Origin of the sequence: Streptomyces xylophagus (assembly GCF_000716435.1) — a bacterium.
GTDB lineage: Bacteria > Actinomycetota > Actinomycetes > Streptomycetales > Streptomycetaceae > Streptomyces > Streptomyces xylophagus.
This window is the reverse complement of record NZ_JNWO01000008.1, coordinates 317,638-331,750: the sequence shown is the minus strand read 5'-3', so window position 1 is coordinate 331,750 and position 14,113 is coordinate 317,638. Positions and strand designations below refer to the sequence as shown.

Annotated in this window: 15 protein-coding genes; 9 read left to right on the top strand and 6 right to left on the bottom strand. The window is 70.4% G+C overall.

Translation table 11 applies throughout. The features are described from left to right. Positions 1-55: 55 nt before the first annotated feature. Both OO70_RS21555 and serC read left to right on the top strand, forming a co-directional pair. On the top strand, positions 56-1,291 hold the full coding sequence (locus OO70_RS21555; protein ID WP_043673670.1) for a cytochrome P450 family protein: 1,236 nt from the start codon (positions 56-58) through the stop codon (positions 1,289-1,291). A gap of 84 nt (positions 1,292-1,375) precedes the next feature. Continuing rightward, entirely contained in the window at positions 1,376-2,494 is a 1,119-nt protein-coding gene (gene serC, locus OO70_RS21550; RefSeq protein WP_043673667.1) for a phosphoserine transaminase, read from the top strand. 77 nt (positions 2,495-2,571) lie between these two features. Here serC and OO70_RS21545 read toward each other — a convergent pair whose 3' ends face one another. Together OO70_RS21545 and OO70_RS21540 are read right to left on the bottom strand one after the other, a co-directional pair. After that, a complete protein-coding gene (locus OO70_RS21545) occupies positions 2,572-3,471 on the bottom strand; it encodes an NAD-dependent epimerase/dehydratase family protein (protein WP_043673664.1) in 900 nt (299 codons plus the stop codon). Positions 3,472-3,509: 38 nt separating this feature from the next. Beyond that, positions 3,510-4,433, bottom strand: coding sequence for an alpha/beta fold hydrolase (locus OO70_RS21540; protein ID WP_051741479.1), 924 nt, complete (start codon positions 4,431-4,433; stop codon positions 3,510-3,512). Positions 4,434-4,508: 75 nt separating this feature from the next. Between OO70_RS21540 and OO70_RS21535 the strand changes: the two genes are divergently transcribed. The 3 genes from OO70_RS21535 to OO70_RS21525 all read left to right on the top strand — a co-directional run bounded on the left by OO70_RS21535 (position 4,509) and on the right by OO70_RS21525 (position 7,265). Beyond that, positions 4,509-5,024, top strand: a complete 516-nt coding sequence (locus OO70_RS21535) for a MarR family winged helix-turn-helix transcriptional regulator (RefSeq protein WP_078651492.1) — start codon at positions 4,509-4,511, stop codon at positions 5,022-5,024. Positions 5,025-5,183: 159 nt separating this feature from the next. After that, the gene (locus tag OO70_RS21530; protein WP_043673663.1) at positions 5,184-6,302 is read left to right on the top strand and encodes an FAD-dependent oxidoreductase; all 1,119 of its coding nucleotides are present in this window, start codon (positions 5,184-5,186) and stop codon (positions 6,300-6,302) included. Positions 6,303-6,548: 246 nt separating this feature from the next. Then, positions 6,549-7,265: a hypothetical protein gene (locus OO70_RS21525; protein WP_043673660.1), complete on the top strand. Its 717-nt coding sequence runs from the start codon at positions 6,549-6,551 to the stop codon at positions 7,263-7,265. A gap of 244 nt (positions 7,266-7,509) precedes the next feature. Here the strand turns inward: OO70_RS21525 and OO70_RS21520 are convergent, their stop codons facing one another. Then, positions 7,510-8,055: a hypothetical protein gene (locus tag OO70_RS21520; protein ID WP_043673657.1), complete on the bottom strand. Its 546-nt coding sequence runs from the start codon at positions 8,053-8,055 to the stop codon at positions 7,510-7,512. A 184-nt stretch (positions 8,056-8,239) separates the two neighbouring features. After that, positions 8,240-9,382 carry an FAD-dependent oxidoreductase gene (locus tag OO70_RS21515; protein WP_043673654.1) on the bottom strand — a complete coding sequence of 381 codons (1,143 nt, stop codon included), beginning with the start codon at positions 9,380-9,382 and terminating at the stop codon, positions 8,240-8,242. Between the two features lie 240 nt (positions 9,383-9,622). On the opposite strand from OO70_RS21515, the gene OO70_RS21510 reads away from it, so the two are divergent. Then, entirely contained in the window at positions 9,623-10,243 is a 621-nt protein-coding gene (locus OO70_RS21510; protein WP_234336899.1) for a TetR/AcrR family transcriptional regulator, read from the top strand. Positions 10,244-10,285: 42 nt separating this feature from the next. On the opposite strand, the gene OO70_RS21505 is transcribed toward OO70_RS21510, so the two are convergent. Together OO70_RS21505 and OO70_RS21500 are read right to left on the bottom strand one after the other, a co-directional pair. Beyond that, positions 10,286-10,720 (bottom strand): hypothetical protein, encoded by a 435-nt coding sequence (locus tag OO70_RS21505; protein WP_043673651.1) that lies wholly within the window; start codon positions 10,718-10,720, stop codon positions 10,286-10,288. A gap of 66 nt (positions 10,721-10,786) precedes the next feature. Next, a complete protein-coding gene (locus OO70_RS21500) occupies positions 10,787-12,250 on the bottom strand; it encodes an MFS transporter (RefSeq protein ID WP_043673648.1) in 1,464 nt (487 codons plus the stop codon). A gap of 88 nt (positions 12,251-12,338) precedes the next feature. On the opposite strand from OO70_RS21500, the gene OO70_RS21495 reads away from it, so the two are divergent. The 3 genes from OO70_RS21495 (at position 12,339) to OO70_RS21485 (ending at position 14,091) form a co-directional block, all read left to right on the top strand. Next, positions 12,339-12,908, top strand: coding sequence for a MarR family winged helix-turn-helix transcriptional regulator (locus tag OO70_RS21495; protein ID WP_043673646.1), 570 nt, complete (start codon positions 12,339-12,341; stop codon positions 12,906-12,908). A 116-nt stretch (positions 12,909-13,024) separates the two neighbouring features. Then, entirely contained in the window at positions 13,025-13,576 is a 552-nt protein-coding gene (locus OO70_RS21490) for a SigE family RNA polymerase sigma factor (RefSeq protein WP_043673643.1), read from the top strand. Continuing rightward, positions 13,573-14,091, top strand: a complete 519-nt coding sequence (locus OO70_RS21485; RefSeq protein ID WP_051741477.1) for a PASTA domain-containing protein — start codon at positions 13,573-13,575, stop codon at positions 14,089-14,091. The genes OO70_RS21490 and OO70_RS21485 overlap by 4 nt, the downstream gene beginning before the upstream one ends. The last annotated feature ends 22 nt before the right edge of the window (positions 14,092-14,113 follow it).

The following is a 14,113-nucleotide window of genomic DNA, read 5'->3' as shown; positions in this document are numbered from 1 at the left end:
CTGAGTTCTGCCCTTTGCCCGTTGGCCATGAGCCCTGCCCTGGAGGCGATCCCGTATGAGCACCGGTACCGAAGAGACCCGTATTGTCCTGGACCCCTTCGTCGGCGACCTGGACGGCGAGAGCGCCAGGCTGCGCGCCGCCGGTCCGCTGGCCGCCGTAGAACTGCCCGGTGGTGTGCCCGTGTGGGCGGTCACGCATCACGCCGAGGCGAAACAGCTGCTCACGGATCCGCGGCTGGTGAAGGACATCAACGTCTGGGGTGCCTGGCAGCGCGGTGAGATCCCCGCGGACTGGCCGCTGATCGGGCTGGCGAACCCGGGCCGTTCGATGCTGACCGTGGACGGCGCCGACCACCGCCGGATGCGCACGCTGGTCGCGCAGGCGCTCACCCCGCGCCGGGTGGAGCAGATGCGGGAGCGGATCGCGAAGCTGACGGAGGGGCTGCTCAACGGAGTTGAGGCCGTCGAGGGCGAAGTCGTGGACCTCAAGGCAGAGTTCGCGTACCCGCTGCCCATGTTCGTCATCGCCGACCTCATGGGGATAGCGGAGGCCAGACTCCCGCGTCTGAAGGAGCTGTTCGAGAAGTTCTTCTCGACGCAGACCCCGCCGGCCGAGGTCATCGCGACGCTCACGGAGCTCGCGGGCATCATGGCCGAGACGGTCGCGGCGAAGCGCGCGGAGCCGGGCGACGACCTGACCTCGGCCCTGATCGCGGCCTCCGAGGAGGGCGACCACCTCACCGACGAGGAGATCGTCTCCACGCTCCAGCTGATGGTCGCGGCGGGCCACGAGACGACGATCTCGCTGATCGTCAACGCGGTCGTCAACCTGTCGACGCACCCCGTCCAGCGCGCCCTGGTCCTGGCCGGCGAGGCCGACTGGTCGTCGGTGACCGAGGAGACCCTGCGCCACTCGACGCCCACCTCGCACGTCCTGATCCGCTTCGCCACGGAGGACGTCCAGGTCGGCGACAAGGTCCTCCCGGCCGGGGACGCGCTGATCGTGTCGTACGCCGCGATCGGCCGCGACGAGCAGGCGCACGGCCCGACGGCCGGCGAGTTCGACATCACCCGCACCAGCGAGAACCGCCACATCTCCTTCGGCCACGGCCCGCACGTCTGCCCGGGCGCGGCCCTGTCCCGCCTGGAGGCGGACGTGGCACTCCCGGCCCTCTACGAGCGTTTCCCGCACCTGGACCTGGCGGTCCCGGCGTCGGAACTCCGCAACAAGCCGGTGGTGACGCAGAACGACATCTTCGAGCTGCCGGTACGGCTGACGCCGGGCGACTGATCGCACGGTCCACGGGCCGGAGATCCCGTCTCATCGAACGGACACGTTTCCGTCCGGTTTCACCGAGGCGATACCCTCCGGCTCGTGGCTGATATCCAGATCCCCGCTGACATCAAGCCCGCCGACGGACGTTTCGGCGCTGGCCCCTCCAAGGTGCGGACGGAGGCGCTGGACGCGCTGGCCGCCACCGGTACGTCTCTGCTGGGCACGTCCCACCGCCAGGCCCCGGTCAAGAACCTGGTCGGCAAGGTGCGCGAGGGCGTCTCCGCGCTGTTCTCCCTCCCCGAGGGATACGAGGTGATCCTCGGCAACGGCGGCTCGACGGCCTTCTGGGACGTCGCGACCCACGGGCTCATCGAGAACAAGTCGCAGCACCTGACCTTCGGCGAGTTCAGCTCGAAGTTCGCCAAGGCGGCCAAGCTGGCGCCGTGGCTGGCCGAGCCGACGGTGATCTCGTCCGACCCCGGCACGCACCCGGAGCCGGCCGCCGAGGCGGGCGTGGACGTGTACGCGTACACCCACAACGAGACGTCGACGGGCGTCGCGGCCCCCATCAAGCGGGTCGCGGGAGCCGACGAAGGCGCCCTCGTACTCGTCGACGCCACGTCGGGCGCGGGCGGCCTCCCGGTCGACATCGCCGAGACGGACGTCTACTACTTCGCCCCGCAGAAGTCCTTCGCCTCCGACGGCGGCCTGTGGATCGGCGTGTTCTCCCCGGCCGCGATCGAGCGCGCGGAGCGTATCCCCGCGTCCGGCCGCCACGTCCCGGAGTTCTTCAGCCTCCCCACGGCGATCGACAACTCCCGCAAGAACCAGACGTACAACACCCCTGCGCTGTCCACCCTGTTCCTCCTCAACGAGCAGCTGGAGTGGATCAACGGCCAGGGCGGCCTGGCCTGGTCGACGGCCCGCACGAAGGACTCGTCCAGCCGTCTGTACACCTGGGCGGAGGACAGCAAGTACGCGACGCCCTTCGTCGCGGACGCCACCAAGCGCTCCCAGGTCATCGGCACGATCGACTTCGCCGACGAGATCGACGCGGCGGCCGTCGCCAAGGTCCTCCGCGCCAACGGCATCGTCGACACCGAGCCGTACCGCAAGCTCGGCCGCAACCAGCTCCGCGTCGCGATGTTCCCGGCGATCGACCCGGCGGACGTCGAGGCGCTGACGAAGTGCATCGACTACGTCATCGAGAAGCTGTAGTCGCCGTACAGTCACACGGTTCTACGACGCCGAAGGGCGCCCCGCGGATCACCTGCGGGGCGCCCTTCGGCGTCGTGTCAGAAGCGGCTCTCGGCCCAGGCGCGGTAGTGCCGGGTGGGGTTGTCGGTGAAAGAGGTGTGGCGGGGGGTCCAGCCCAGGAGGCGGTGGGCCTTGGCGCTGGTGACCAACTCGTCCTGGTCGGCGGCCAGTTGCAGCATGCCGCCCGCCTCGGCGCTCTCCAGGGCTATCTCACCGGTGTAGCCGGCGGCGCGTACGGCGGTGCGCTGCATGTCCAGGGCGGTGAGGCGTTGGTCGTCGGCGATGACGAAGGTCTCCCCGTCGACGGCTGCGGGGTTGTCGAGGATGCGGACGTAGGCCTCGGCGAGGTCGTCGACGTGGACCCAGCTCCAGCGCTTGGTGGTGTCGCCGTAGAAGACGGGGTTGCCCGCCTCGGCGGCGGCGAACCACTGGCCGGTCATGGAGGTGCTCGCGGGGCCGCCGTACAGGAAGCCGGGGCGGACCACGGTGTGGGCGAGGCCGGAGGCGGCGAGTTCCTTCTCCAGGGTGAAGCGGAAGCCGATGGGGCTCTCGGGGTTTCCGGGGGTGGTCTCGTCCATGAGCGGGAGGCCGGTGCGGCCGTAGGAGGAGATGCCGGTGGTGAACACCAGGTGGCGTCGGCGGCCGTCGCGCTCCTGGGCGGCGAGCAGTTCGGCGAACAGGCGCTGGTCGCCGCCGACGGGGTCGCTCATGTCCAGCAGCAGGTGGACGACCGCATCGGTGCCGTCGAGGTGTCCGCGCCAGGTGTCCGGCTTGGTGAAGTCGCCCTCGACGGGGGTGACTTCGTCCGCGGTGAGCGCGCGGGCCGCGGGGGCGGAGGTGTCGCGGGCCAGGCCGAGGACGGTGTGTCCGGCGCGGGCGAGGGCGGCTGAGACGCGGCGGCCCGCGTAGCCGGTGGCGCCGATGACGAGGATCTGCATGGGGAGTGCTCCGTGTGCGGTGTCGGGCCGGCGGGGGGTCAGGCGCCGGGAGTGGTGGTAACGGGCTTGGTGGCAGCGGGAGTTGTGACCGGCGGGGTGGTGAAGAACCGGGTGAGCCGGTCGGCCGTCCAGGTCGGGTTGTCGGCAGCGAAGGTGTGCGCGGCTCCGGGGACGGTGTCGTGGTCCACGTCGGTCGCGGCGGCGCGGGCACCGGCGAGCAACACGTCCTGGGGCAGGCCGTGTTCGCCGTTCAGGACGAGGACGGGCATGGTCAGGCGGGCGCCGGCGCGGGCCGCCTGCCCGTCCTCGACGAGGGTGGCGTAGTGCTCGAAGCCGCCGCGCATCGCGTCGGGGCGGGTGTGGGCGCGCAGCAGGTCGGCGCGGTCGGCGGCGGTGATGCCGCCGCCGGTCATCAGCGACCAGAAACCGGAGAGGTACGGCTCCTCCTTGCCGGCGGTGAGCATGGCGGCCAGGTCGCTCTGGGCGTGGAAGCCGAAGTGCCAGGAGCCGCCGGTGGCGGGGTTCATGTGCTCCTCCAGGCCGTGGCCGGGCAGGAACGCCTCACTGAGGACCAGCCGGATCACGTCGTCGGGACGGGCCTGGGCCCAGGCGTGCGCGGTCATCGCGCCGACGTCGGTGCCGACGACGAAGGCCCGGTCGTGGCCCAGGTGCCGCAGCAGGAGGTGGAGATCCTCGGCCTCCTCGCGCTTGGTCCAGTGGCCGGGCGGGATCTGGGAGTCGCCGGATCCGCGCAGGTCGGGCGCGACGACCGTGAAGCCGCGTGCGGCGAGCAGGGGCATCAGGGCCCGCCATTCGATCCAGCTGAACGGCCAGCCGTGGAGGAGGACCACGGCGGGGCCTGATCCGCCGGTCACGTAGTGGAGCCGGATGCCGCCGACGTCTGCTGTGGCGTGCTCGAATCCGTCCGGTGCGGGTGCGGGTGCGGATGCTGGGGGAGTCATATGATCACCTCATACTTAATTAGTTAAGCAAGCATCACAGCACTGGTTGCTTAACTAGTCAAATACAGTGGTCGCATGGAGCCCACCGCCGCGGACCCCTCCGCCACCACTCCCGCCACTCCCGCCACTCCCCCCACTCCCGCCAGTGATCCGCTGACGGCCGACGAGCTTCTGCTGTGGCAGAGCCTGGGACGCCTTGTCCACTCCCTGCCGCGCACCCTGGAGCAGGACATGGCCCGCACCGGCGTGACCATGACCGAGTTCGCCGTCCTGCTGCTGCTGAGCGAGGCGCCCGACCGCCGTATGCGGATGTCCGCGCTCGCGACGGCCTCCGGCGTCACCCCGCCCCGCGTCACGCGCATCATCGAGGGCCTGGCCCGCCACGACTACGTGCGCAAGGAACGCCACGGCCTGGACGCACGCGGCAGCGAGGCCGTCCTCACCGACGCCGGGCTACGGGCCATGCGGGCGGCTCAGCCCGCCCATCTCGCCAGCGCCCGGCGCCGGGTCCTCGACCACATCCCGGCGGATCTCCTGCCGGGCATGGCGGAGACACTGGCCGCGCTCGCCGAGGGGCGGCACCGGCAGTAGTCGTCCCCGCTCCGCCTCGCGCATCCTGCGTATCGGCCATGTGTCGGTGCGCTGTCGGTGGTCGACGAGAGGTGTCGGATCTTTGTCGGCAGGGTCTGGAACGTTTCACGGAGGTCCTGCCGGGCGTCCATCCGGCAGGCGTGAACACGAGGAATCACCATGAGCACTCACGTCACGATCATCGGCGCAGGACTCGGCGGCCTCACGCTCGCCCGCGTCCTGCACGTCCACGGAATCCCGTCCACGGTCTACGAAGCGGAGTCCTCCCCGACGGCACGCGCACAGGGCGGACTGCTCGACATCCGCGACTACAACGGCCAACTCGCGCTTCAGGAAGCGGACTTGATGGAGGAGTTCCGCAGTCTCATCCTGGAGGGGCGTCAGGCGATGCGGGTCCTGGACCGGGACGGGAAGATCCTGTTCGACGAGCCGGACGACGGTACGGGTGGCAGCCCCGAGGTGCTGCGCGGCGAGCTGCGGCGGATGCTGCTCGACTCACTCCCGGCCGGCACGGTCCGGTGGGGGCACAAGGTCAGCGGGGTCCGGGCCCTCGACGGGGGCCGCCACGAGGTGGCCTTCGCCGACGGCACCACCGTCACCACGAGCCTGCTGGTCGGCGCGGACGGCGCGTGGTCGCGGGTGCGGCCGTCGCTGTCCGACGCGGCACCCGAGTACATCGGCATCTCGTTCGTCGAGACCTACCTGTTCGACGGTGACACGCGGCACCCGGCCGGCGCGAAGACCATCGGCGCCGGAGCGACGATGGCGCTCGAGCCGGGCAAGGGGATCATGGCCCACCGGGAGCGCGACGGGAACGTCCACTCCTGGGTGATGCTGGCCAGGCCGCAGGACTGGTTCGCCGGCATCGACTTCACCGATCCCGCCGCGGCCACCGCACGGATGGTCGAGGAGTTCGACGGCTGGGCGCCAGAACTCACCGCGCTGATCAGCGACGGTGAGACCGCACCGGTTCTGCGCACCCTCCACACCCTGCCCGTCGACCACCGGTGGGACCGGACACCGGGGGTGACCCTGATCGGCGACGCCGCCCACCTCACCGGCCCGAACGGCGAAGGCGCCAACCTGGCCATGTACGACGGCGCCGAACTCGGCAAGGCCATCGCCGCACACCCCGACGACATCGAGGCCGCGCTCACCGCGTACGAACAGGCCATGTTCCCGCGCAGCGCCGCGTCCGCCGTCGGCGCCCCCGATCTCCACGAGATCCTGGGCGACGACACACCCCACCACCTGATCGACAAGTTCGCCGGGAGCTGAGGCTCCGGCTTCGAGGGTTCGGCGGGCAGGACGGGGCCGAGGGCACTCTTCGCGCGTCCGGACATCAACATTCCGTTTTCTGTCGATATTCGGTGACAAATACGGGACGAGACCGTCGAACGCGCTTACGTACCGTGTACCTGTCGTCTCCTCCTCCCCTTGCCTGGCGCTGAAGCACAGCAAACGCAGGGAGCGGCATGCGATCCCCCTCTTCCGGTTCACGGCCACCATTCGAGGAGTTTTTCCATGCCCGTCGCGCCCGCGCCCGCGCCCGCGCGCCGTCGTCGCCCGTTACTGACCACCACCGTCCTCGTGAGCGCCCTGGGCGCCACCGTCCTGCTGCCGGTGGCGACCGCCTCGGCCGCCACCACCAACCCGGCCGCCCGTTACGCGGGCAAGTCCGTCGCCATCGGCCAGAACCTGGTGGCCGTCCTGCGTGACGACCCCCACGCCGGCGGCCCCGAAGCGTGGATCCGTGCCGTGCAGCCGAACTGGCGGCCGGGCGACGCCTACATGTACCGCGTCGTGGTCAAGCTCGACGCCTCCCACACCACCGCGAAGGAGCGCGGCCTCTCCCTGGCGCTGGTGGGTGCCAAGGGCTCCGCTCCCGCACTCCGGGTGACCGCCGCGAAGAACCGGAAGCACACGTTCCCGCTCCCCGAGGTCGGCACTCCGGACGCGCGGGGCTGCACCATCATCAGCGAGAAGTTCATCGGCGCCGGGACCGTCGCCGTACTGAGCAACGGTCTCCAGGGTCCGTCGGCCTTCTTCAAGGACGCCGGTGACGGCACGCGCGTCGGCGGCGTCGTCAACCGGGCACACCCCGCACTGCCGAAGAGCGCCGGCTTCGTCGCCCGCATCACCGACCCCAACGGTTCGGCCCCCAAGCTCGTCACCAACATGGAGGGCGGCGGCCACCCCGCGAGCACCACGGCCTTCCCGGCCCCCGGGTGCGTGAAGTGACGCGCTAGGAAGGGGAGTTGGGGAAGCTCCGGCTTCTCGGGTACGACACGGAGGGCGCCCGGCGGGAGATTTCCGCCGGGCGCCCTTTCGTCGATCGCCGAGTACGCCGAGTACGCCGAGCGCGCCGAGCAGTTCCGGCGGCGCGAGGCGCGGCGACGACCCCGCCCCAAGTCACCTACGGGCTCCCCGAGTTCGGCAGGCGCCCCTCCCCTCCGGGAGTTCGCTGTGGCCGCCCTGCGTCTGTCTAGCCCTCCCCGTCCGCGTCCGCGTTGGTCAGCGCGTCCATGATCATGCGGGTGGCGAACTCGGGGTTCTCGGTGATGCGGTTGATGTGCTCCGCGAGCAGGAACGCCGTGGCCTCCAGAGGAGTCATCTCCTCCTTGGTCCAGTCCCCGTACTGCCGGCGCCACAGGTTGGGGCTCAGACCGGTGCCCGCGGCGATGGTCAGCCCGGCCATCATGGGGATGGCCTCGGGGGGACAACTCCTGGGCATCATCCGCATGGTGGCCACGAGGGTCGGCACGACGTACTCGAGGACGTCCTTGTCCTGACTCTCGTGGGCCTTCCTCAGCCACGTCATGAACATATAGATGAGCGTGCACGCGCCGTTCAGCAGGTCGTCGAGCCCGTCGGGACCCAGCGACGCGATGAACTGGTCCATCAGCGCCTGCTGTTCGGGGTCGGTCGCGGACTTGCCGTCGTGGACGGTCTTGAGCCGGGAGTCGACCATCATGAGCACCGCACCCACGTCACCGACGGGTGCGTACTGGGGGTCGCAACTCGATGACACAGGATTCCTCCTCAGTCCGGCCGCGCTGAGTAACGCGACGTAACCGCAGAGTAGTTGGCCGGTGGGCTGAGAGTCGGCGACTTGGTCACCTTTACGGCAACAAGGCTCGGGGTTGCATCAACCGCCGTGGACGGTACGGCTGTTCGGCAGTTCAACGAATTCGAACCCTGGGCCGTGCAGCGCGTCACGCATCCCGCCCGGCCCTGCTCATCAGCGCGAGCATGCTGTGGGGTGCGTCGTCGTCGAGCATGACCGCGTACATGTCGTCGTCGTCCGCTTCTACGGCGGCGGCGCGGGCGAACATGTTCCGCTCGTGCTCGGCGAGCGCGGCCTCCACGTCGCCGGGGTGCGCGGCGAGAGCCCGGCCGAGTTCGGCGCCGTCCTGCATGGCGAGGTTGGCGCCCTCACCGTTCGGTGCCCTGAGGTGGGCGGCGTCGCCGAGCAGGGTCACCCCGGGCACACGGTCCCAGCGGTGCCCGGCCGGCAGGGTGACGATGCGGCGCAGCACCGGCGGGGTGTCGCTGCGGGTGACCAGGGCGGTGAGCTCGGGGGCCCAGCCCGCGAACTCGTCGGCGACCCGCGCGGTCAGGGCTTCGGCGTCAGCGGCATCGGTGGTGTCGAGATCGGCGAGCCAGTCCTGGGGCTTCCGCAGCTGGGCGTAGGTGTGCAGGGTGCCGTCGCCCTCCCGGTGGGCCAGGAGTCCCCGGCCCGGCGCGAGCGCGAACAGCGATCCGGCGCCGACCGCTCGCGCGGAGGCGGGATGGCGGGTGTCGGCGTCGGACAGGAACGTCTCCACGCTGCACACGCCGACGTACTCGGGCGTGGCCTCGGAGAGCACGGGGCGCACCCGCGACCACGCGCCGTCGGCGCCGACGAGCAGGCTCGCCGAGATCGCGGTGCCGTCGGCGAAGCCGACCTCGTGCCGGCCCTCGCCGAGGGCGCGCACACCGGTGACCTTGCGCCCCCACCGGACCGTGCCGGAGGGAAGCGCGTCGAGCAGCAGCTGCCGTAGCGCGCCGCGCGGTACCTCGGGGCGCTCGCCGGTGCCCTCGTCGGGCAGGTCGAGCAGCACGGCTCCGGTCCGGTCCAGGACCCGGTAGGCCTCGCGGCCGGGCAGGACGATCTCGCGGAACTCCTCGGTCAACCCGGCTGCCGCCAGCGCCTGTTGGCCGTTCCAGGGGTGGATGTCGAGCAGCCCGCCCTGACGGCGCACGGTCGGCGAGGGCTCCGCCTCGTAGACCGTCGCCGGGATGCCCCGCACATGCAGCACGCGGGCCAGTACCAGGCCGCCGAGACCCGCTCCGATGATCGTGACCTGTGTCGCCAAGGTCTTCCTCCACGAGCTCGCCGGATCCGCGCCGGATGCGCTTTGGATCGCCGATCCAAAGAAAGCTAGCACGGCTTTGGATCGGCGATCCATCCATGTGACACTGGGCCCATGGTGAAGAGGACTCCCGAAGAGACTTCCGAAGAGACTTCCGAGGGAACCTCCGCGGGGCCTTCCAAAAGCTCTTCGGCGGCGGCGCCGCCACGGACCCCGCGGCGCACGGACGGGCTGTCCAGGGAAGTGATCGTCCAGGCCGCGACCGAGCTTCTGGACGGCGGCGGCGAGAGCGCGCTGACGCTGCGCGCGCTCACCGTGCGCCTGAGCACCGGCTACGGAGCGATCTACCACCACGTCGCGGACAAGGGCGACCTGCTCGCGGCGGCCACCGACGACGTCATCACCCGGGTGCTCGCCGACATGGTCATGGACGCGGACCCACGAGAAGCCCTGCGCCGCATGGCAGTCGGCCTGTTCGACGCGATCGACGCCCACCCCTGGGTCGGCACGGAACTCTCCCGGCAACCGTGGCGGCCCGCGATGGTGGAGTTCTACGAGAGCATCGGCAGACTGCTGGACGCGCTCGCCGTCCCCGAGCCGGCGCGCTTCGACGCGGCCGGCACGCTCGTGAACTACGTCATGGGCGTCGCCGGACAGAACGCCGCGAACGCCCGCCGCCGCGCCGGCGACGACACGGACCGAGCGGCCTTCCTCGACAACGTCGCCGAGCAATGGGCCCAACTGGACCCCGACCGCTACCCGTTCGTCCACGCGGCGACGACCCGGCTGCGCGAGCACGACGACCGCGAGCAGTTCATCACCGGCGTCGACATCTTCCTGGCCGGCATCGCGGCCCTGCACTGAGAGCGGGTCCGGCGCCGGCCGCGCGCTACGCCCGCGACACCGTCAGGCGCCGTCAAGTGCCCCGGTGACCTTGCGGATCATGGCCGTTTCGGCGGGCCCCGCGGCACCCTTGTGGGCGCGGGACGCGGCCTCCATCACCGTGACGATCGTGTCGCGGAAGTTCTCCACCTCGGCAGGTGCCTTGGCCTTGAGGAGCGTCACCGAGTCGGACAGGGCCGTGAAGGTGCGGTCCGCGAGGTCGGCGGTCGAACTGCCGCCCAGATCCATGCCCTTGGGCTTCTCGGCCAGGACACGGCCGACCAGTCCGGTGGCGGAGGAGAGGGCCTTGCCGCCGGCCATCCCGGACCGGGTGGAGGAGATCGGGCCGGGGTCGGCGGCAGCCATCAGGGAGACGACGCCGTGGGCGGCGGTCTGCAGGGTCAGCTTCTCGTCGGCGGTCAGGATGGAGGTGGGGGCGGGGGCGGTGTTCTCGGACATGAGGGGTCTCTTTCGTTTGCGGAGAGGGCAACTGCCGTAGGGCAGTGGTGTGTTGATGAGGGACGGTCAGGCGACGGCCTCGGCCTGGTTGCCCACCGCCTTGCGCGGCAGCGCCAGGCACAGCACCGCGCACAGGACGTACGCACCGATGGCCCACGGCCCCGCGTGACTGATGGCGTCCGTGAGGCCCTTGTCGGCGTGGGAGAAGAAGGCGTTGCCGATGACGGCGACGCCGAGGGCTCCGCCGAACTGCTGGGCCGTGGACAGGATTCCGGAGGCGCCGCCCGCCAACTGGCCCGGCACCGTGCTGAGGATGGTGTTGACGAGCGGGATGATCAGGAAGATCAGGCCGACACCGGCCAGGAACAGGCCCGGGACCAACGGCCAGGCGCCGGTGTGCAGTTGGGCGGAGTGCTGTGCCGCGTGACGGACCCAGAACAGGCCGCCCGCCATGACCAGGGCGCCGAGGATCAGCACACTGCGGCCGAACTTGGCGACGAGCGGGTCGACGGCGGGGGCGGCGAGGATCGAGCCCGCGCTGAAGGCGACCATCAGCAGACCGGCCTGCGTGGGGGTGTAGCCCTGGCCGGACTGGAGCCAGATGGTGAAGACCAGCATGAAGCCCGACATGCCGCCGTAGAAGAGGAGTTGGACGAGCAGGCCGGCGCTGAAGGCGGGCTTCTTGAACAGGCCCGTGGGCAGCAGCGGGTGTTCCATGCCGCGCTTCTCCTCCGAGACGGTCAGCGCCGTGATCGCGAGGACACCGGCGGCCAGGCAGATCCAGCCCCACAGCGGCCAGCCGTTGGAACGGCCCTGGACCAGCGGCAGCACGATCGCGACCAGGCCCGCGGCGAGGACGAGGTTGCCGAGCAGGTCGATGCGGCCGGTGAAGGCCCGGTCCTTCGAGGCGGGGATCCACTTGGCGCCCAGGACCAGGACCAGGGCGGCGAGCGGGAGGTTGATGACGAAGATCGTGCGCCAGCCCCAGCCGAACAGGTCCCAGTCGGTCAGCACGCCGCCGAGCAGCACGCCTACGGCGGTGGAGATGCCGGCGATCGCGCCGTACAGGGCGAACGCCTTGCCGCGTTCCTCGCCGTCGAACATGGTGCGGAACGAGGCGAGGATCTGCGGCATGATGACGGCCGCGGCCACGCCCTGGAGTCCGCGCGAGGCGACGAGTACGCCGGGCGACATCGCCAGCGCACTCGCCAGGCTCGTCAGCGCGAACGCGGTGACGCCGGACAGGAACAGCCGCTTGCGGCCGTAGCGGTCGCCCAGGTGCCCGGCGATGATCAGCGTCGCGGCGAAGCCCAGCATGTAGGCGGACACGGTCCACTGCAGTTCGGCCGGGGTGGCCTTCAGCCCGGTGCCGATGGAGGGCAGCGCGGTGTTCACGATCGAGCCGTCGATCATGTCCAGCAGCGCCGCGAGGATCATCACGAACGCCGCCGCCCACCGCTGGGGATACGGCACCGCCCCGCTGCCGCCGCTGTCGGCTACGTTCCTCGTGTTGGTCGTGCTGGACGACATGGCGTTGGCTCCTCAGTTCAGCTTGACTTTCATATATCTTGGCTTTCAAGCCAATGACTGATGGTTACGGTGACGGGAGATAGCTCGAATGTCAAGCGGAACGGCCCCGGGCTCGGACTCAGACGCGGACTCGACCCCGGGCCCGGACTCGGTCGAGGCGCGGCTGGGCGCGGCGGTGCAGCGCTATCAGGCCGCCGTGGACGACTTCGACCGCGAGCTGGCCCGCCTGATGGGCGTCAACGAGACCGACCTGCGCTGTCTGGAGATCCTTCTCTCGGTCGAGGAACTCACCCCGCGCGACCTGAGCCGGCAGCTGGGCCTGACCACCGGGAGCGTCACCACGATGCTCGACCGCCTCGAGAAGCTCGCCTACCTCACCCGCACCCCGCACCCCACCGACCGGCGCAAGACCCTGATCCGCGTCACCCCCGAGGCCGGACAGCGTGCCTACGGCCTGATCGGACCGTTCATCGAGGACGCCGGCCGGCAGGTGCGCGACCGCTACACCCCCGAGCAGCTGGAACTGGTCGCCGACTACCTCGGCTTCAGCCGCGACATCCAGCAGCAGCACGTCGAGCGGCTGCGGAAGCTGCCCGCCCCCCGCCCCACCCGGACCGGCGGCCGCCAGGCCACGGGTTCCCGGTCCTCGACCACATAGCGCCGCCCCTTCTCACTCCCACTCCCCTCCCCTTTGTGTGACGCAGGTCTCAAAGCAGCGATGCAGCAGAAAGGGCCGGCTCGCGCTTAAAGGGGGGACAGGAAGGGAGGAGCGGTGTGGCTCTGCCAGCGAAGTGGAATGCGGGGGAGGATTTCCATTCCTTCGTCGCGACCCGCTCGACGGCATTGTTCCGCGGGGCCCTGGTCCTGACCGGAAGCCGTGAGGCCGCCGAGGACCTGGTCCAGGAAACCCTGGAGCGCACCTGCCGCCGTTGGCGCAGCATCGCCGAAATGGACGCTCCGGACGCTTATGTGCGGCGCATCATGGTGAATCTGGCCAACAACAGGTGGAAGCGGTTCCGCCGGGTCGTACCCCAGCGGGACGCCGGTGACGACCGGCACGCCCCCGGGGACGAATACGGGCGTATCGACAGCCGGGACCAATTGGTCCGCGCCTTGCAACGTCTGCCGATAGGCATGCGCACTGTCGTGGTATTGCGCTATTTCCACGACCTTTCGGATGCCGAGATCGCCGAGGATCTACGGATCTCACCGAGTTCCGTACGGTCCCAGCTCACCCGTGGTCTCGAAAAGCTCCGGGTCCAGATACCCGCACTCTCCGAACCTTCGTCGGCATCGCGGCCCCCGAAAGGAACCCAGACCCGATGACCGGTTACGTATCGCCGCCCTCGGACGGCCGCGACGGTGACATCTCCCTCGCATTCCTCGAACAGGAACTGGTAACCGCCTTGAACGACTTCGCCGGCACCTCCCCCACGCCCCACTTCGACGCCACCAGCATCAAGAAGCGCACCCGCCGCAGGCGCGCCGGTTTCGTGGCCGCCGTCTCCGCGGTCCTCGTCGCGGCCGGCGTCGGCACCGCGCTGGCCGGCGCCGGGACCGGTTCGCACACCGCGCGGCCCGCCGCCCACACCACCACGACCAAGACCACGACCCCGGAGAAGGGGAACGTCACGACGGTGCCCTACGTGAAGCCGTTCGACCTGGGGGGCGTGCCCCTGGCGACGGCCGAGAAGACCCTGACGGACGCCGGCCTCAAGGTCGGCACGATCACCCACGGGGCGGTCGACAACTGCAAGCCGGGCTCGGTCATCACGGTCTCCCCCCTCGCCCCGACGGTCCTGCACGGCGGCGAGAAGGTCGACCTGGGCATCTGCGGCTGACCCGCACGCACACGACAGAGCG